Annotated in this window: 20 protein-coding genes; 19 read left to right on the forward strand and 1 reads right to left on the reverse strand. The window is 62.5% G+C overall.

The window, feature by feature from the left end; all coding sequences use genetic code 11:
* Positions 1 to 4: 4 nt before the first annotated feature.
* The 7 genes from RHM69_RS09395 (at position 5) to RHM69_RS09425 (ending at position 6,034) form a co-directional block, all read left to right on the forward strand.
* On the forward strand, positions 5 to 883 hold the full coding sequence (locus RHM69_RS09395) for a ParA family protein (protein WP_069557633.1): 879 nt from the start codon (positions 5 to 7) through the stop codon (positions 881 to 883).
* Positions 884 to 897: 14 nt separating this feature from the next.
* Positions 898 to 2,436 (forward strand): ParB family protein, encoded by a 1,539-nt coding sequence (locus tag RHM69_RS09400; RefSeq protein WP_069557632.1) that lies wholly within the window; start codon positions 898 to 900, stop codon positions 2,434 to 2,436.
* A gap of 16 nt (positions 2,437 to 2,452) precedes the next feature.
* Positions 2,453 to 3,004: a DUF2857 domain-containing protein gene (locus RHM69_RS09405; RefSeq protein WP_069557631.1), complete on the forward strand. Its 552-nt coding sequence runs from the start codon at positions 2,453 to 2,455 to the stop codon at positions 3,002 to 3,004.
* Entirely contained in the window at positions 2,998 to 4,203 is a 1,206-nt protein-coding gene (locus RHM69_RS09410) for an STY4528 family pathogenicity island replication protein (protein ID WP_069557630.1), read from the forward strand. The genes RHM69_RS09405 and RHM69_RS09410 overlap by 7 nt, the downstream gene beginning before the upstream one ends.
* A gap of 150 nt (positions 4,204 to 4,353) precedes the next feature.
* Entirely contained in the window at positions 4,354 to 5,103 is a 750-nt protein-coding gene (locus RHM69_RS09415) for a PFL_4669 family integrating conjugative element protein (RefSeq protein WP_069557629.1), read from the forward strand.
* Positions 5,100 to 5,600 carry a DUF3158 family protein gene (locus RHM69_RS09420; protein WP_069557628.1) on the forward strand — a complete coding sequence of 167 codons (501 nt, stop codon included), beginning with the start codon at positions 5,100 to 5,102 and terminating at the stop codon, positions 5,598 to 5,600. The genes RHM69_RS09415 and RHM69_RS09420 overlap by 4 nt, the downstream gene beginning before the upstream one ends.
* Positions 5,601 to 5,605: 5 nt before the next feature.
* A complete protein-coding gene (locus tag RHM69_RS09425) occupies positions 5,606 to 6,034 on the forward strand; it encodes a single-stranded DNA-binding protein (RefSeq protein ID WP_069557627.1) in 429 nt (142 codons plus the stop codon).
* A gap of 93 nt (positions 6,035 to 6,127) precedes the next feature.
* Here the strand turns inward: RHM69_RS09425 and RHM69_RS09430 are convergent, their stop codons facing one another.
* Positions 6,128 to 6,355 carry a hypothetical protein gene (locus RHM69_RS09430; protein WP_069557626.1) on the reverse strand — a complete coding sequence of 76 codons (228 nt, stop codon included), beginning with the start codon at positions 6,353 to 6,355 and terminating at the stop codon, positions 6,128 to 6,130.
* A gap of 141 nt (positions 6,356 to 6,496) precedes the next feature.
* Here RHM69_RS09430 and RHM69_RS09435 point away from each other — a divergent pair, with 141 nt between their 5' ends.
* The 12 genes from RHM69_RS09435 to traD all read left to right on the forward strand — a co-directional run bounded on the left by RHM69_RS09435 (position 6,497) and on the right by traD (position 17,024).
* Positions 6,497 to 6,841 (forward strand): helix-turn-helix domain-containing protein, encoded by a 345-nt coding sequence (locus RHM69_RS09435; RefSeq protein WP_069557625.1) that lies wholly within the window; start codon positions 6,497 to 6,499, stop codon positions 6,839 to 6,841.
* Between the two features lie 109 nt (positions 6,842 to 6,950).
* Positions 6,951 to 8,927 carry a DNA topoisomerase III gene (locus RHM69_RS09440; protein WP_069557624.1) on the forward strand — a complete coding sequence of 659 codons (1,977 nt, stop codon included), beginning with the start codon at positions 6,951 to 6,953 and terminating at the stop codon, positions 8,925 to 8,927.
* Between the two features lie 760 nt (positions 8,928 to 9,687).
* Positions 9,688 to 10,215 (forward strand): STY4534 family ICE replication protein, encoded by a 528-nt coding sequence (locus RHM69_RS09445; RefSeq protein WP_069557623.1) that lies wholly within the window; start codon positions 9,688 to 9,690, stop codon positions 10,213 to 10,215.
* A 67-nt stretch (positions 10,216 to 10,282) separates the two neighbouring features.
* Positions 10,283 to 10,540: a hypothetical protein gene (locus RHM69_RS09450; protein ID WP_069557622.1), complete on the forward strand. Its 258-nt coding sequence runs from the start codon at positions 10,283 to 10,285 to the stop codon at positions 10,538 to 10,540.
* Positions 10,541 to 10,588: 48 nt separating this feature from the next.
* Entirely contained in the window at positions 10,589 to 11,083 is a 495-nt protein-coding gene (locus tag RHM69_RS09455) for a JAB domain-containing protein (protein ID WP_069557621.1), read from the forward strand.
* A 359-nt stretch (positions 11,084 to 11,442) separates the two neighbouring features.
* A complete protein-coding gene (locus RHM69_RS09460; protein WP_256557794.1) occupies positions 11,443 to 11,802 on the forward strand; it encodes a hypothetical protein in 360 nt (119 codons plus the stop codon).
* Positions 11,803 to 11,989: 187 nt separating this feature from the next.
* Positions 11,990 to 12,499, forward strand: a complete 510-nt coding sequence (locus tag RHM69_RS09465; RefSeq protein WP_083263087.1) for a PilL N-terminal domain-containing protein — start codon at positions 11,990 to 11,992, stop codon at positions 12,497 to 12,499.
* Positions 12,496 to 13,164 (forward strand): hypothetical protein, encoded by a 669-nt coding sequence (locus RHM69_RS09470; RefSeq protein ID WP_069557620.1) that lies wholly within the window; start codon positions 12,496 to 12,498, stop codon positions 13,162 to 13,164. Before RHM69_RS09465 ends, RHM69_RS09470 begins: the two co-directional genes overlap by 4 nt.
* A 10-nt stretch (positions 13,165 to 13,174) precedes the next feature.
* On the forward strand, positions 13,175 to 13,894 hold the full coding sequence (locus RHM69_RS09475) for a TIGR03759 family integrating conjugative element protein (RefSeq protein ID WP_069557619.1): 720 nt from the start codon (positions 13,175 to 13,177) through the stop codon (positions 13,892 to 13,894).
* Complete coding sequence (locus RHM69_RS09480) at positions 13,876 to 14,430, forward strand: glucosaminidase domain-containing protein (protein ID WP_069557618.1); 555 nt, start codon at positions 13,876 to 13,878, stop codon at positions 14,428 to 14,430. The genes RHM69_RS09475 and RHM69_RS09480 overlap by 19 nt, the downstream gene beginning before the upstream one ends.
* Positions 14,427 to 14,888, forward strand: coding sequence for an integrating conjugative element protein (locus RHM69_RS09485; protein WP_240635695.1), 462 nt, complete (start codon positions 14,427 to 14,429; stop codon positions 14,886 to 14,888). The genes RHM69_RS09480 and RHM69_RS09485 overlap by 4 nt, the downstream gene beginning before the upstream one ends.
* A 9-nt stretch (positions 14,889 to 14,897) precedes the next feature.
* On the forward strand, positions 14,898 to 17,024 hold the full coding sequence (gene traD / locus RHM69_RS09490; RefSeq protein ID WP_069557617.1) for a type IV conjugative transfer system coupling protein TraD: 2,127 nt from the start codon (positions 14,898 to 14,900) through the stop codon (positions 17,022 to 17,024).
* The last annotated feature ends 31 nt before the right edge of the window (positions 17,025 to 17,055 follow it).

The following is a 17,055-nucleotide window of genomic DNA, read 5'->3' on the forward strand; positions in this document are numbered from 1 at the left end:
AGTCATGAAAGTTCTTTCGTTGATCTCGACCAAGGGCGGCGCGGGGAAAACCACCGTCGCCGCCAATCTGGGTGGATTGCTCGCCGACTCAGGTTTGCGGGTGTTGCTGCTGGACCTGGACAGCCAACCGACGCTGTCCAGTTACTACGCCTTGTGCGAGCTCCGAGACGCCGGCAGTTACGAACTCATCTCACAACGGCTCACTGCTCACGAGCAGGTGATCACCACCACCGTGATTCAACGCCTTGAATTGATCGTGTCCAACGACCGCGCCGGGCATATAAACACCCTGCTGCTGCAAGCGGCCGATGGCCGCCTGCGACTGCGCAATCTGCTACCAGCCTTCCAGGGTCGTTACGATGTGCTCATCGTCGATACCCAAGGCGCGCGCAGCGTGGTGGTGGAGATGGCCTTCCTCGCCTCCGATTGCGCACTGTGTCCAGTCCCGCCGGAAATGCTCGCAGCGCGCGAGCTGCGCCGCGGCACGCTCGGGCTGTTTGAGGAATTGGAGCCGTACCGCTACCTGGGGGTCGCGTTGCCGTCAGTGAAGCTGTTGCTCAATCAAGTTAACGCCAATCGCCGCGATACCCGCTTGATTATGGAGAGCCTCCAAGATTCGTTTAAGGCCGATCCTCATGTCAGCCTTTGCGCCACAGTGATTCCCGATCGGGTGGCCTACCTCAATGCGGCCTCACTGGGGCTGCCTGTGCACCGCGTCGACTTTGCCCCACCATCCGGTAGCAGCAGCCCTTGCGCAGCTGACGTAATGCGCGCTTTGGCGCTCGAGTTGTTTCCAGAATGGACCGACCTACTGAGCTCCCCAACAGCGTACGAAACTAGCCAAACGTCAACAGCCGGTAGCCGGCTTATCCGTCGCGACTGATCGGAGGATGTGTGATGAAGCCGCCGACCTCCGAAGAAATCACACGTCAACTGCAGCAAGCCCATTTCCCGCAGAAGTCGGACCGTGAGGTCACGGCCGCTCCCGTCGGCGACACACCGATGGTCGTCAGCCTCGAGCAACTGCATCCCTACGAGCTCAATCCGCGATTCATCCGCAACCCGCTGTATGACGAGCTCAAAGCCTCGATACGTGAACGCGGCCTGGACCAGCCGCCTTCCATAACGCGTCGCCCGAATGAGCAGCATTTCATCATCCGCAACGGCGGCAACACCCGCTTGAGCATCCTCGGTGAGTTATGGCAGGAAACCCGCGAGGAGCGTTTCTTTCGTATCCATTGCCTGTTCCGTCCCTGGCAATCCGAATCGCATGCCTTGCTTGGGCACTTGATCGAGAGTGATTTGCATGGCCAGCTCACGTTCATCGAGCGAGCACTGGCTGTGGCGAAGCTCGAGGACATGTTTCAAGAGCCTGGCGCCCCCCTGAGCCAACGTGAGCTCTCCGCGCGCTTGAGTCAAGGTGGGTACCCTGTCTCGCAATCTCATATCAGCCGAATGTTCGAGGCGCTCGAGCATCTGCTACCTGCAATTCCACAGGTCCTCTATGCAGGTCTCGGCAAGCCCGCTATCGAGCGGCTCATCACACTGCGGCGCCGAGCGGAGTCGACCTGGAACCAATATTTCGGTGATGCCCAACAATTCGCGCTGCTGTGGCTAGAGGTGTTGTCGACATTCGACGGTGAAAAATCCGAACTGGATGCGAGTGAGCTGCAGGACGAGCTGATCGCCAAAATGGCCGTGATCCTGAACCAGACGCCCCGCCTGCTGGCCCTGGAAATGCACCAGGAACAGCGTGTGCCGCCTCACGCCTCAAACAACGCTCACCCTCTGCCTCAAAGCTTGGAAGACGATCCTCCACACCCGTCACCAGAAAACATGGACGCCTCCGAAACATCAATCGAGTCGTCCAGTCCCGAGCAACGACGAAGTGGCGGCGACCCAATGTCGGCGAAAGAACCCCGCCTTTCCCATATTCGACAGGCATTAAGCGACGAGCTGCCGGCTGTGAAGCAGCCCGGCGGTATTCACGATGTTCAGTCACCGGTGAGCTCAGCTACACCCCACACCACCATGCTGGATGGCATCCGTGGCTTGCGCGAGACCTGCGCTGCACTGGCGACCGATCTAGCCAAATATGCCGACGCCAGTGCATTGGTCAGGCCGCAAGCTGACGGCCTGGGCTTCACCCTGTCATTGGAGTACCGCGAGCGGCTCAGCCCGCGATACACCGGCATTCAGCTTCTGCTCTCAGCCCTGCTGCGTTTGCAAGATGACGTGGCCTGGGAACAACGTCAGCAGTTGCCGGCCGCGTTGTTTGGTCAGCTGCTGATCGGGGCCTACGACCTGCCATTTGCCGAACGCCCCTCTCTGACAGTTGGCCTCGAGCGGCTCCCCGATGCCCAGTTGGAGCAACTATTTGCGTTGATCCGCCACGCCCGGCGGCTGATCGATATGACGCTGTCGCCCACTCGTTAACGTGAGGAACTGCCTCATGACCACGACTTTTAACCTATTGAACCACGCCATGTTGAACCAGGTGTTGTATGAGCTGCGCCATGGACGCCTGCAGCGGTGCAAGGCCTTGGGGCTGGCCGATGAAGACATCGAGGTACTGCAGTCGCTACCACCAACCACCTTGTCCCATCTGGCGCACTCGTCCATAGCCTGGGTGGAGGTCAAAGTCGACACGACCGTGCTGCGACGCCTCATCGCCCAGGCCGAACGGGACGAACAAAACGAGCGGCTGATCAACCGGGCTCTCAAATTAGGCGCGAGTTCCAGCATCATGTACCGCTGCTTTGGCCTGGACCATTCGGAAACCGCGCTGCGTCGTCGCGTGCTTAAAATCGAGACCCACCGCGGTCGACCGGTTCAGCTCAGCGAAGCGCAAGAACATGCCGTATGGAACCGCTGGAGCCAACTGCGGGGAGACGATCCGGACAACGATCCACTGGACGCGATGATGATGCTGGCGGAGGAACAACACATCAGCCTGACCCTGATCTGGCAGCAGATTGAACTGTACGGAGGTGCGCCATGCTGAACTTCTACCAGGTCGACTGGCAGGATGTGGTGCGCCAGTGCTACGACGCGCTCCGGCGACGCTTGGAGTGGCAGGCGTCACAGGCCCAAATGGCTGCCTCCACTGCGGAGGCACCGCTACGAACCATCTACTATGGCGACAATGATCCGTTGCCCCAAGCGTTGCTGCTTGATCGCCGGCTGACGCCGCTGGAGCGCAACACCTGGCAGGTGTTGCGCTGGTTGATCACCGAACGCCGGGTGAAAACTCCTCGCTACCAGGACCTGCAGCCCTACCTGGCCACCAGCCCCTGCGGTTCCCAGGCATCACGCGAAACCATCGCCCGAGCGCTCAACGTACTCCGCACGACCCGCTGGCTCAGCTTGGTCGACCGATCCCGCGATGCGCAAGGCTGCTTGCGGGGCTGCGTTTACGTGCTGCACGGTGACCCGTTGACTCCCGCCGAACAGCTTGAGCTCGACGGCGGCTACGCATCGCTGCTCCAGCAGAACCTCACCCACGCCACGAAAGGCGTGCGTGACGTGGCGCAGCATGTGATTGAGGAGCTTTACGCAGACCCACAAGTGGCGGCGGTCGATAAGGAGAAACTCGCCTCACCTGCTATGCCAGCTCAGCAGCAATCGCTACCGCTAACCAGCGAAGGTGCGGAAAATTCCGAACCTGGAAAAAGCCACCAGGTTCAAACTGCAGGCGCATCGCCAGCGGATTCCGAACCCTGCAGCAACGCGCCGATTTCGACTGTGATTCGGAATGCCGACGCCGACCGTACAGTACAAAAAGAGAAAAGCAAAACAAGTACGGTACTGGCGCAGGTGGAGTTTGGCCAAGCCCGATGGCCAGAAGACCTACCACTAAGCCCAACCGAGCGTCGCCTGGCCATCCAGGCGATGCGCCAGCTCAAACCTGAACAGCAACAAGCAGTGATCAACGAAGCGGCGGTGCGGTGCGCCCGCGGCGAGATCCGCAAACCGGTTGCCTACCTGATGGGCTTGATCAAGCGCGCATGCCAAGGGGAATTTACCTTGTGGGCGGCCCGTGCCGAGACGACTACACCAGTGACCACGTCCCACAGCGATCCGAAGGTGGAACCGCCCTGCGAGCGTCCACGGCGTAGCGGCGAACGCACGGCCTCTCCACTCGCCTTGGCCTGCCTGGAGGAACTGAAGCAACGTTGTCGCGGCATAGGCGCAGCGCCTTAAGACTGGACGTCAGCGGAATCAATGCCGGTGCCATCAAATCCAGGGAAACCCACTGCCTGTAAATGCGAGTGAACCACCTTCGCGTTGATCCGCGCCGTGCCTCACTGAACAGCCCATTGTCTGCGTCATTCCGACGGCGAGGTACTGGCGATGGTCGATCACTATCAGCTCAACCTGGGCTCCCTGCGCAGCAGCATCACCCTCACGCTGCACACCCATCATGCCGCGCGGTTGTGGCAAGGCCGCATGGCCCGCGAAGGTGTGCACCCCATCATGGGCATGGCCGGCTACATCAGCGTCACCAACCTGCTCAAGCACGCGAGCAGCCAGGACGACCCATTCGCTGACTGGTTCATGCTCCAGCTGGAAGACAAGCTGCTGCAGGCCAAGGCCGAAATGCTTACATTGACCAGCCAGATCAGCCAGGTGGAACGCGACCTGCCCACCCAAGTCGATGTCGGCGACAACCTCAACATCCATCCAGTCACTTTGCCGCTGTTCATCGGCAGCCAGCTCGGCTTTCTCGCGGTCTACCTGCTGACCGACTACGACACCTTGGTGCGCCGCGTGCTGCTCGCCCATCACACCGCCTTGATCGGCCGCAGCGACATGGAGGTCTGGATCGATCGTGGCGCCCATCTGCTGCGCAGCCTGTTCGGTTTAGCGCAGCGTTACCGCCTGGCCGGGGTCAGCCGGGATGACATGGCCGCGAACAACGCCCGCGCCCGCGAGGCCATTGACAAGTTCGGCACGCCACCGCGAAACATTCTCGAGGGCAGCCGCCGCTCCCAATTTGCCCCACCCATCGCGCGCGGCTCCACGGCCTCGATTCGCGATGAGCCGGATCAGGCAGAGGCTCAGCCCGCACAGGACGTTCCGTCTGAAGGGGGTGAAGCATGACCTTGGCCGAGGCAATCGCCCGGCGTTTGTCAGCGGATGCCTATCGCGAGTTCGAACAAGGTGCCTCCCTAAAAGGCCTTTTAAAGCCTTTTAAGGGTAAGGGGGATCTGCAGCAGTTCGCCGAGACGATCCTGCGCCTGCGCGCCAGGGTCGCCGGACTGATGGGGGTGATGCTGACCATCATGGCGCAGTCTCCCTTCTCGCTGCTGGACCTGCGATTGGTCGTCCAGCACAGCGCCTCCGGAACCGATTTCCTGCGCTGGCGCAGCTCGGACTTCCAGCGCATGGGGGTACAGGTGTGGCAGCAAGCGATGGCGCTTCCGCATCTGGCGCCTTCGCTGCGGGAGGCGCTGTACCAACTGGAGGTCAACCGCGTCACCCTGAACCTGCAGATGAGTAGCCTGCAGTCACTGTATCGCCAGGCCGAAACCGGCGTCAGCAAGCTGCACGCCGCCGAGACCCTCTTCGATCTATCCCGTTCCCCCACCAAGGAGTAGCAAGCATGAGCACTTTTTTTGTTGGTGAAGGCAACATCGGCAGCGCCCCGGAGTTTCAGGAGTTCAACAACCCCCCGGATGAACCGCGACGCCTGTTGCGGCTGAATGTCTATTTCGACAATCCGGTACCGCGCGAAGGCGGCTACGAGGATCGCGGCGGCTACTGGGCCCCCGTCGAGCTCTGGCACCGGGACGCCGAGCACTGGAGCACCCTGTACCAGAAAGGCATGCGCATCCTGGTCGAGGGCCGGACGGTCAAGGATGAATGGGAGGACAGCGAGGACAACGCGCGGGTGACGTTCAAGGTGGAGGCCCGACGCATCGGCATCCTGCCCCACCGTCTGGCCTCGGTGTCCATGCGCGAAAAGGCCAATGAAAGCAGCGGCTCCGGACGCAAGGGGGCTAGCAAGAAGACCCCACGCAAGACCGGCTAAGCGGGTGGTCCTCAGAGGAATCACGGCCTGCAGCGAGATACCCCTGAGGACTCGCTGCCCGCTCGGCGCGCAACGCTGGATACTGCAGGTGGTTCAATGCCGCCGGGGCTCTCCCCGCTGATCAGCATCCAGCAGCTGCGTCACCTCAGCCAGGTACTGGTCCAGAGCAAGAAATGCCCGCCAGTGCGCCTGGCTTTCCTGAACCCATGCGATCAACCTCGCGCGCGCCTTCGGATTGTCCGGTTCCAGGTGGGTTGCCATGAACAACTCGTAGGCCTTGAGCGCTAACGCATCTGCCTCACGCTCGTTAGATCCGTCCAAGCCGTAACCTCCGTTTTGACAGGTGGGTTATCACACTCAATTTGAGTGATACGCCTCATAGGGTTGCTAGTCAACCTTACAAGGCGTTCATATATTCGGGTTGCTGGTCAACCATACGGGTCGAATTGGAGAGCGCCCCCGTTGCCAGTCAAAGAGCCTAGCCCACAACACATCGGTCGCCAGTTGGCGAAATATCGCCGCGCACGTGGTTTGACCCAAGAGCAAGTCGGCGAGTGTCTGGAAATCGGCGCCGAAGCCGTATCGCGCTTTGAACGCGGCGTGGTCGAACTGACCGTCAACAAGCTGCTGCAGTTGGCCGATATGTACGGCTGTCCCGCCGATGAGCTGCTGCTAGCCATCAGTCCTCGCCCCCAGGACCAAGGCCAGAGAATTGCGTCCCTGATCAACGAGCTTGGCGAAGCAGATAAAAAGTTTGCCTTGGAGTTTCTGCAAACGCTGGCCGCTCACCTCGCGCGAAGGAAGTAACCTTTCACCGCCATTGAACCGCCGATATGATCTCGGCGCATTCGGGTTTTCGCTGGTTCTCTCACGCCACACCGCCACCCTATCGGTACCTCACCGAGAGGGCCCTCGTATGCGCCTGTTTATTTGCGAAAAACCATCTCAAGCCCGCGACATCGCCCGCGTGCTGCAGGCCAGCCGGCGTGACGACGGCTGTTTGCAAGGCCAGGGGGCCACTGTCACCTGGTGCATGGGCCATCTGCTGGAAACAGCACCGCCTGAGGCTTACGGTAATTACAAACGTTGGTCGCTGGAGGACCTGCCGATCATCCCTGCCCACTGGCAGTTGGTGGTCAAACCCAAGGTCGCCAGCCAGCTGAAGGTCATTCAGCAACTGCTGCGCTTTTGCTCCGAGGTGGTCATCGCCACGGACGCCGACCGTGAAGGCGAGATGATCGCTCGGGAAATCCTTGAGCGCTGTCAGTACCAGGGACCGATTCTGCGCCTGTGGCTCTCCGCCCTCGACGATGCCTCGATTCGCCGTGCACTGGGCACGCTACGCCCAGGTGAGCAGACCTTGCCGCTGTACCACTGCGCCTTGGCACGCTCACGCGCGGACTGGCTGGTGGGTATCAACCTGAGCCGGCTCTTCACCCTGCTCGGGCGCCGCGCCGGCTTCGACGGCCTGCTGCCGGTGGGGCGTGTGCAAACGCCGACGCTGCGTCTGGTGGTCCAGCGTGATCGGGCGATAGCAGGCTTCGAGTCTCAGCCGTTCTGGACGGTCGATGCGCAGCTGGAGGCGGACGGGACGCTCTTTCAGGCGCGCTGGCAGCCACCGACCGCAGCCTGTGACGAAGCCGGTCACTGCATTCACGAAGTGGTCGCACAGAGCGCGGCGCGACGCTTGAGCCAGCAGGGGACTGCCCAGGTCCGCCGCATCGAGGTCGAGCGCGTGCGCGAAGGCCCGCCGCTGTCGTTCGATCTGAGCACGCTGCAGGAGATCTGCTCGGCTAAGCTTGGCCTCGGTGCCCAGGAAACCTTGGCGGTGGCCCAAGCCCTGTATGAAACCCACAAGGCAACGACCTACCCACGCACCGACTGCGGCTACCTGCCGGAAAGCATGCTGGATGAGGTGCCGCGCGTACTCCACGCCCTGGCGGCGGCCGCCCCGTCACTCGGACAATGGCTGAAGGAGGCTGACCCCAGCCGACGCTCCCGGGCCTGGAACAGCAGCAAGATCACCGCCCACCACGGCATCATCCCCACTGCTGTGATGCTAGACCTGACCCAGCTCTCCGAACGCGAGCGGGCGGTTTACACACTGATTCGCGCCCGTTACCTCGCACAATTTCTGCCCGACCATGAGTACCTGAAAACCCAGGTGGTGTTGCACAGTGACGAAGATCAGTTACTGGCGCGCGGCAAGCAAATCCTGGCACGCGGCTGGAAGGCGGTGATCGACGAGGCCGACGGCAACGAACCTCTAGAGCAAACCCAACGCTTGCCCACACTGCGCGAGTCGGCAGCGGTGGCAGTGACCGACACCACGGTCAACGCGCAGCGCACACAGCCCCCCAAGCCCTATACGGAAGGCACACTGGTCAAGGCCATGAAAACCATCGCCAACCAGGTGGATGACTTACGACTCAAACAAAAACTCAAGGACAGCTGCGGCCTCGGGACCGAGGCCACCCGAGCGGCGATCATCCAGGGCCTGATCGATCACGGGTACCTGACCAAGAAAAAACGCAACCTAGTCGCCTCGGCGGCGGCACACACCTTGATCGAGGCCGTGCCGGCGGAGGTCGCCGATCCGGCGCTGACCGCACTCTGGGAGCAGGCACTTGATCGTATTGAGACGGGACAGTTGAGCGTCGAAACCTTCCTCGCCAGGCAGGCGGAATGGCTGACCCGGCTGGTGCATGGCCACGCTTCGCTCACCATGCCGCCAACGCTTACCAAAGGCCCGCGCTGCCCCGTGTGCCGCAGCGCCATGCACCAGCGCAAAGGCCGCACCGGCAGCTTCTGGTCGTGCACCCGCTATCCCGAGTGCAAGGGCACCAAGCCGGTCGCCAAACCCAAGCGCACCAAGCAGCCAGGCGCCTTCTGAGCGGGCATGTGTGACTTGACGGCGTACGGCAGCACTGGTGTAGTGATCAGGTCCGTCGCCGCTTGGCGACCCCAGACCGATTCGCTCCGGGCAGCTCGGTCAGACTCGAAGAGTTCGGAGCCGCATTTCACTTTTTCTTCGGATTTCTCCCCAGCGTTTCAGGTCCCCAAAGTGGATGACCCGTGCGGCTTGGTGTCAGGTCTCAGGGGTCATCCGCTTTGGCGACGATGCTCAGCACCGGTGCCCGCCGGCGAAACACTGGGCACCTTTTGTGCGCGGATGCGTGCCAGTTGATTTCGACCCAGGCCACGACAAGGGTCGGTTGATCCAGGTGGATCGACAGCGGAGGTTTTGCGATGAAGTCCGGTGTCACGTTACCGGGTCAAGGGTGGTCTAGCTCTTCCTAGCCTGATGACCGTCGGGCTATTTTTTCGTCACGCAGAATCCATTGAGTGCCACCCACTTCCGCCCGTCCAAGCCTCCCCCAATCGACTGTTGACGAGTCGTTGGCGCCGTTTTATAGATGAACTGCACACCGCTGTCGTTGACAGCGTCCAGGTAGCTGGAACCTTTAAGGCTACGCCCGTTTCGGGTGGTTCTCCCCCAGTGCGATCAGCGCTCGGCAGCTCGCACGGTCACCGAACTTTCGGTGATGAGCGCCCTTCTACCGATCACGCTTTCTTTGCACCTCCACCTTGCGGAACTCACCAGCCGCCAGGGCCGGTGGATATCCGCGTTTCTGCTGAACAGGAGATCCACCATGACCACTGCAAGCAATAATGCTCCCACCACCTACTTCAACCTGCACACCCAAGGCATTGGTTACTTAAACCGCGTTCGCGAAGTCCCTGTACGTCGCGGGCAACCGTTCATGGCCTGTGACATTGCCGCCTTACACGGTGCCTCGGACGACGTCGAGTACACGCGCTTCGACTGCAAGGTCTCCAGCGGTGAAGCCGAACGGCTGATTCGTGAACACCTGGAAGACGTCCGTGCTGAACGTAAGGTCCTGATCGCGTTTCGCATTGGCGACCTTTGGGTTGACCCCTTTCTTTACGAAAAAGGCGAGCGTAAAGGCCAACCCGGTGCCAGCCTCAAAGGCCGGCTGATCTTCATCGAGTGGATCAAGGTCGATGGCCAGTTCAGCTACCGAGCACCTGCTCGCACCGACTCCCCCGCCGCTATCGACGCTGCAGCGGAATCGGACCAAGCCGACACCGTCGCCGAACAGCACCAACCCGCCTCTGCCCCCGCGCGCAATTCCACCGCAGCACGTCAGTCTGCCTGAGGCACATTGACCGCCACCAACAGGCGCTCCCACGAGCGCCTGTTATCCACTCACGTCGGAGGCCGTCATGGAAAGTTTCTGGCTCTGCGAGGAATGCCTGCAAGCGGTCGCGCATGACGATTTCAGCGCGCTTTCGCTGTACTACAGCGAGGCTGAAATCGAGCAACGCATCGCGCACCTGCGCACCGAACTGCAGGCCCTGATGCCACTGAGCGCCGATTTCGATCTGCAGAACGGCGCCGGCATCGAGTCCTTTTCCACCCGAGCGTGCGAGGGATGCCAAAGCCCGCTACACGGTGCGCGTCATCGCTTCACGCGTCTGTGAATCCTGCACTCCCCCAGGGGGCGCTCCATCTCCTACGAGGAATTGCCCATGAACATTGCCCTGAACCTGGTCGACGCGCTCGACCCGGCATTGGCCCAACGCGCCCATGAGGATGCACTGATCACCGAAGCCCTGCAGTTGCTGGATCAACGTTACTTCCAGCGCGGCGAACTGCTGTTGACCCCCTCCGACGCTGCAGCCTACCTGAAACTGCGGCTCGCCCCTTACCAACACGAGGTGTTCGCGCTGCTTTGCCTGGACTCACGCCATCGCGTGCTCAGCTTTGACGAACTGTTCACCGGCAGCATCGACGGCGCCTCCGTCTATCCACGCGAGGTCGTGATCAAGGCGCTGGAGCACAACGCCGCCGCCGTGATCTTCTGTCATAACCACCCTTCCGGTTGCCCGGAACCGAGCCCCGCCGACCGGGTACTCACCAAACGCCTGACCGAGGCCCTGGCCCTGGTTGAGGTGCGCGTCCTGGACCACATCATCGTCGGCTCAGGCACCCCGCTTTCGCTCGCCGAAAATGGCTGGATCTGACAGCCCACTCCCTCCCAGGAGGTCACCGCCAGTTCGGGGTGGCCTCTGCGCCTCTTGAGAACCATCATGCCCCCATCCTTTCGCAATCCCTTCCTTCGCGGTTTCCGCGACCTGAGCTACGAACGCGTCGTCCAAATCAGCTAGGCCGACAATTGTCCACCCTGCTACCGCCCTCTGCACCCGGCGCAAATCCAACTGCCCAATGAGGGCATCAATTCCAACCCTGCCTGTTCGATGACAACTGCGCGGTCATCACCGACGGCCGAAGCGTGCCCAGATTTGTCCGCATGCGCTGCCTGGGCGCCGGCCTGGGGAGTAGCGTGATCTAGCAGACCATCGGCCATCAACTTGGATGCCCGATGCATCTTGGTGACCTCCCCAGCGAAGAGGCAGCACGGACCCTGATCGACTTGTTGGCCTTTTCCACGGGGCACTACAGCCGCAGTTGGGAGACCAGCTCTGCCCACCTGCCAACGACGGAATTCGAGTACCTGCAAGAGCGCGCTTGGCACCCTTCACCGACAGGCTTCTTCGAGTGCTTCGAACTCAGCAGCCATGCCGTGGGGTGCAAGCTGTACTCGACCTCCTGGAGCATGGAGGCCGAAGGGCACTGCGGCTGCAGCGCCAGCGAAGTCAGCACCCGCATGCGCGATGACGATGTCCCGCCCGTGTTGTACAGCTGTTGCTTCTGGCAGGTCACGCCGACACCCGCTTGCTGATCTTTGACCCCGACGCAGCGCCACTCCCGGAGTTGTCCCAATTCACTGAAGACTGACCCAAGGCGCCCCACAGGGCGCCTTTTTCATGAGTGCTTCTCGGTAATCCGGACGGCCAGATTCGGTTTTTCGGTATGAGCGCGGCTCGCACTTTCGCCAAGGTATCGGCAACTTCTGTCGAGACCCGGACATGCATACCCCCACACTCTCCACCCTCGGACTGATGATCGCGCTGGCCGGCTGCAACACGTCGCCACCGGCGCCCGCCCCAGCAGCGCCATCAATATCGCCGGCCTCACTGCAGAAGCAGAAACCCACGCTACCTTTATGGGTCCGCCAGGACCGATACACCCTGGCTAATACACAGCCGACCCTGGAGCAGCGCCAGCCGTTGTATCAGCTCATTAACGTGCAGATCGCGCCTGCTCTGCACGCGAATGTCGGGGAGGCACTGCGTCACGTGCTGCAACGGTCGGGTTACTCACTCTGCCCCGACAGCGCAGCGGTAGATCGGTTGTTCAGCCGCCCACTACCCGCCGTGCACCACCAACTCGGACCGATTTCGCTGCTGGACGCCTTGACCATCATCGGCGGTCCCGCCTGGAGGATCAACATCGATCCGGTCGACCGGACCGTCTGCTACACCCTCCGCTCGCCACAGCCCAAACCGCCACTCTCGACATCGGAGATTGCGCCATGAAGGTCGACCGTTTTCAGGCCCTAGTGATCGGCGGCCTATGCCTTGGCGCCGCCGTGCTGGCTGGCGAAACGTACAACCAACACCAGCAACTGGCCGAGTTCCAGGCCGCAGCCCGCGCTGCCCCCGCCGACCCGGCGCCCGCCTTGCGGCGCGACATCGATGCGCTCGGCAATACCCTCGCGACACTGCAACCGCAGGTGGCGGCGCTGGGAGACGCGCAAGGTCAGCACGCTTCGGCGCAGACGACGATCAGCCAGCAGTTGGATGAGATGGCCGTGTCGCTTAAGGCCGTTCAAGCGGCACCGAGTGGGCCGAGCAGCGCCGACTTTAGTGCACTGGAACAGAGGCTTGGCAGGACAGAAGTTGCGCTTGAGACCCTGTCGGCACGAGCCTCCGTGCCCGCGGCCGACACACGACCGGCGGCGCCCGTGAGCCAGAAAGCCAAGGCCAAAGCCCCGGCGCCGCCGTTAACCCTGCTGGGTATCGAGACCCGAGGCGTGGTGAGGTTCGTTGCCGCCCTGCCCACCGGTGCCCACTCGCTGTCGACCGTGCACCTGCTGCAGCCCGGCGACAGCCTGAACGGTTGGCAGCTGCGCACGATCCGCGAGGACGAGGCCGTGTTCCACGTCCCCGGCCATGGCGATCGCACACTGCCCCTGCCGTGAAGAGGTGTTTATGCTGCGACTCTCCGCCCTCTCGCTGATCCTGCTCCCCACCTGCCTGCTGGCAGAGCCAAGATGGAGTGCACCGAACAGGCTCGGCTCAGACCAGCAGTACAGCGATCAGGCACCACTGGATCGCCAGCCTTCGGACGCGACACAGGCCAAAGTGTGGGGGCTAACGGATGACGAATGGGCCAAATTTGAGCAACTGCAGGCCGGGCCTCGCCACTACTGGTCGCCGCAGCTCGACCCTCTCACCACCCTGGGCGTGGAGGCTGACTCTGAGCAGGAGCGGCAACGCTACGCCGAACTGCAGGTTCGCCTCGAAGCCAAACGCGCCGAACGCGAGCTGGCTTACCAGAAGGCCTACACCGCCACGTGGGCACGACTGTTTCCGGGAATGCTGCCGGTGCAGGGTCTGGCCGATGAGTCTGCAACGTCGAGCAACACCCGCTATGCCCTGTTCGTGGAAGAACGCTGCCCGGCCTGCGCGACCAACACCCAGCAGTGGCTCCGTGCCGGCGCCCGCCTGGACGTGTACCTGGTCGGCAGCCAGGGTGACGACGCGAATCTCAGAAACTGGGCGCGTGGCGCTGGCATTACTCCAGCCCAGGTTAGCAGCGGTCAGGTCACCCTAAACCACGACCGCGGCCGGTGGTTCGCCCTGGGCGCCACCCGCCCGTTGCCGGCGCGCTTTCAGCAGGTGGACGGGAAATGGCAGCGTATCGACTGATCCTCGCGCTGGCCTTGATCAGCGTAGCCGTCGCCCAGGCGGACGCCCTGCCTCCGCCCGCGTACCAGTTGGCCGCCGCGCGGGCTGGCATCCCCGCCTCGGTGCTGTTCGCCATCGCCCTGCAGGAGAGCGGCACCCCGCTACGCGGGCGTATCATGCCCTGGCCTTGGACCTTGAATGTCGCCGGCACACCGCAGCGTTTTGCCAGTCGCGATGAGGCCTGTGCTGCACTCAGCCTGGAACTCACACGCTATGACCCCAAGCGCATCGATGTCGGTCTGGGGCAGACCAACCTTGGCTACCACCCGGACCGCTACCCCAGCGCCTGCAGTGCACTCGATCCACGGGCGAACTTGGCCGTCACCGCCGAGCTGCTGCGTGCGCACTATGCCGAGGTGGGTGACTGGGTCGTGGCTGCTGGGCGCTATCACCGACCGGCCGGCGGTGCGCCCGCGGCGCGCTACCGTACACAGTTCAGTCGGCACTGGCAGCGCATCCAAGCGATCGCGTCCCTTCGCGGAGGGTCACAGCCATGAGTCTCTCGCGTTTGGCGGCGCTGGCCATTTGTCAGTGGCTGTCCCTCACCGCGTTCGATGCCCCCGCCAATCCCCTGCCCGATGCCGTCTTGGAGTTGCCCGCCCCCGACAAAGCCCCAGATCCACGCGCGCTGAACTGGGTGCTGCCGGTGCACAGCGCGCGCCTCACACCGGGCACCGTGCCACATAGAACGTTGGACCTGCCGGGCATCACTCCACTGTTCTTGGTCGGGCAGGATCCCGCCTCTTTGGACTGGTTGTCGCGGCACGCGCAGGCCCTGCAGGACCTGCGCGCCAGCGGTCTGGCGGTCGAGGTCGCAGACGCTCAGGGCCTGCGCCGCATCCAGGCGGCGGCCCCCGGGTTGAACATCTGGCCGGTGAGTGGCGACGACATCGCCGAACGGCTGGAACTGGGGCACTACCCGGTGCTCATCACGCCCACTGGCCTGGAACAATGAGGGATCATCATGGGCGACCATGCGATGGAGTCACTGCTGCGCCCTGCAGTTGAGCTGTACACCGTGGGCATCTGCGCCGGTGCCGGCGCTCTCTGCTTACACTCGCCCTGGGCGGTGGCACTGTCGCCCGAGGTGGGGATGGGCATGGCCCTGGCCTACACCGCGTTCGGCATCAAGCGGCTCAACGAGGCCCGGATTGTCCTGCGCTATCGACACAACATCCGTCGCCTGCCGCGCTACTCGCTGACCAGTCGACAGATTCCGGTGAGCCGCAAGCGTCTGTTCATGGGGCGTGGTTTCCGCTGGACTCGCCTGCACACCCAGCGCCTGCTCGAGGCTCAGGACCCGGCGCTGGCCTGCTATGTGAACCAATCGGTTGCCTATCGGTGGGCCAGGCGCCTAGAGCGTCTGTTGGAAAAGGCGCCTTCAGGGCTCTCGCTGTTGCCCCGCCTGACCGCCTGGGACAACCCACTCAATCCGGTACGCCCGCTGCCACCGGTTGGGGGCTCGCCGCTGCTGCACGGCGTCGAGCCGAGTGAGCAGGAAGCTACCTTGCCGCTGGGTGAGCGTGTTGGGCACACCTTGGTGTTGGGCACCACCCGGGTCGGCAAGACGCGTCTGGCGGAGGTCTACATCACCCAGGACATCCACCGGCCAACTCAAGAGGTGGTGATTGTCTTCGACCCCAAGGGCGACGCCGACCTGCTCAAGCGCATGTACGTGGAGGCACGGCGCGCCGGCCGCGAACACGAATTTTACGTCTTTCACCTCGGGTGGCCGGAAATCTCCGCACGCTACAACGCCATCGGCCGCTTCGGTCGCATCTCGGAAGTGGCTACCCGTATCGCCGGACAGTTAAGCGGCGAAGGCAACTCCGCAGCATTTCGCGAGTTCGCTTGGCGTTTTGTGAACATCATTGCCCGGGCGCTGATCGAACTGGGCCGGCGTCCAGACTACCTGCAGATCCAGCGCCATGTGGTGAACATCGACGCGCTGTTCATCGAATATGCTCAACATTTCTTCGCCCACCACGACGCGCAGGCCTGGGAATCGATCGTGCAAATAGAAGGTCGCCTCAACGAGAAAAATGTGCCAAGGCACATGATTGGCCGGGAAAAGCGAGTGGTCGCCATCGAGCAGTACCTGGCTGCGAAGCGCATCTTTAACCCGGTGATGGATGGTCTGCGCTCGGCCGTGCGTTATGACCGCACCTACTTCGACAAGATCGTCGCCTCGTTACTGCCCCTGTTGGAAAAGCTCACCAGTGGCAAGACGGCGCAACTGTTGGCCCCCAACTACGCCGACCTGGACGATCCGCGGCCGATCTTCGATTGGCTGCAGATCATTCGCAAGCGTGGCATCGTCTACGTCGGTCTGGATGCATTGTCGGATGCCGAAGTCGCCGCCGCCGTTGGCAACTCGATGTTTGCCGACCTGGTCTCCGTGGCCGGGCACATCTACAAGCATGGCATCGATCACGGCCTGCCGGGTTCCTTCAGCGCGGCGGAAAAAGTGCCAATCAACCTGCACGCCGACGAGTTCAACGAGCTCATGGGCGATGAGTTCATCCCGCTGATCAACAAGGGCGGCGGTGCGGGTATCCAAGTTACTGCCTACACCCAGACCTTGAGTGACATCGAGGCGCGCATCGGCAGCCGGGCCAAAGCCGGCCAGGTCATCGGCAACTTCAACACCCTGCAGATGCTCCGTGTACGGGAAACCGCGACCGCGGAACTGCTGACCAATCAACTGCCCAAGGTCAACGTGCAGACCCGCACGCTGGTCTCTGGGGCGACGGACACCGCAGACCCCGAAGCACGTACGGACTTCACCTCCTCCTCGCAGGACCGTGTCACTACCACCGCCGTCCCCCTGATCGAGCCCGCACACATCATCGCCCTGCCCAAGGGGCAGATGTTCTCATTCCAAGAAGGCGGGCAATTGTGGAAGGTGCGCATGCCGCTGCCCACACCGGCCAGCGACGATGCGATGCCAGCGGATCTGCAGACCCTGGCCGCGTGCATGCGCGACACGTACAACGCCAACGCGGGTAATTGGTGGACCAGCGCAGAAGGTGCGCCGACAGTCGACTTCGATCCCGAAATGCCACCGCCTGGGCGTAGACGCACACCATAAGTGTTCCGACAACAACCCCATAGCGCTGGAG

The sequence above is a fragment of the Pseudomonas sp. CCI1.1 genome, from assembly GCF_034348165.1.
GTDB classification, from domain to species: Bacteria; Pseudomonadota; Gammaproteobacteria; order Pseudomonadales; family Pseudomonadaceae; genus Aquipseudomonas; species Aquipseudomonas paracarnis.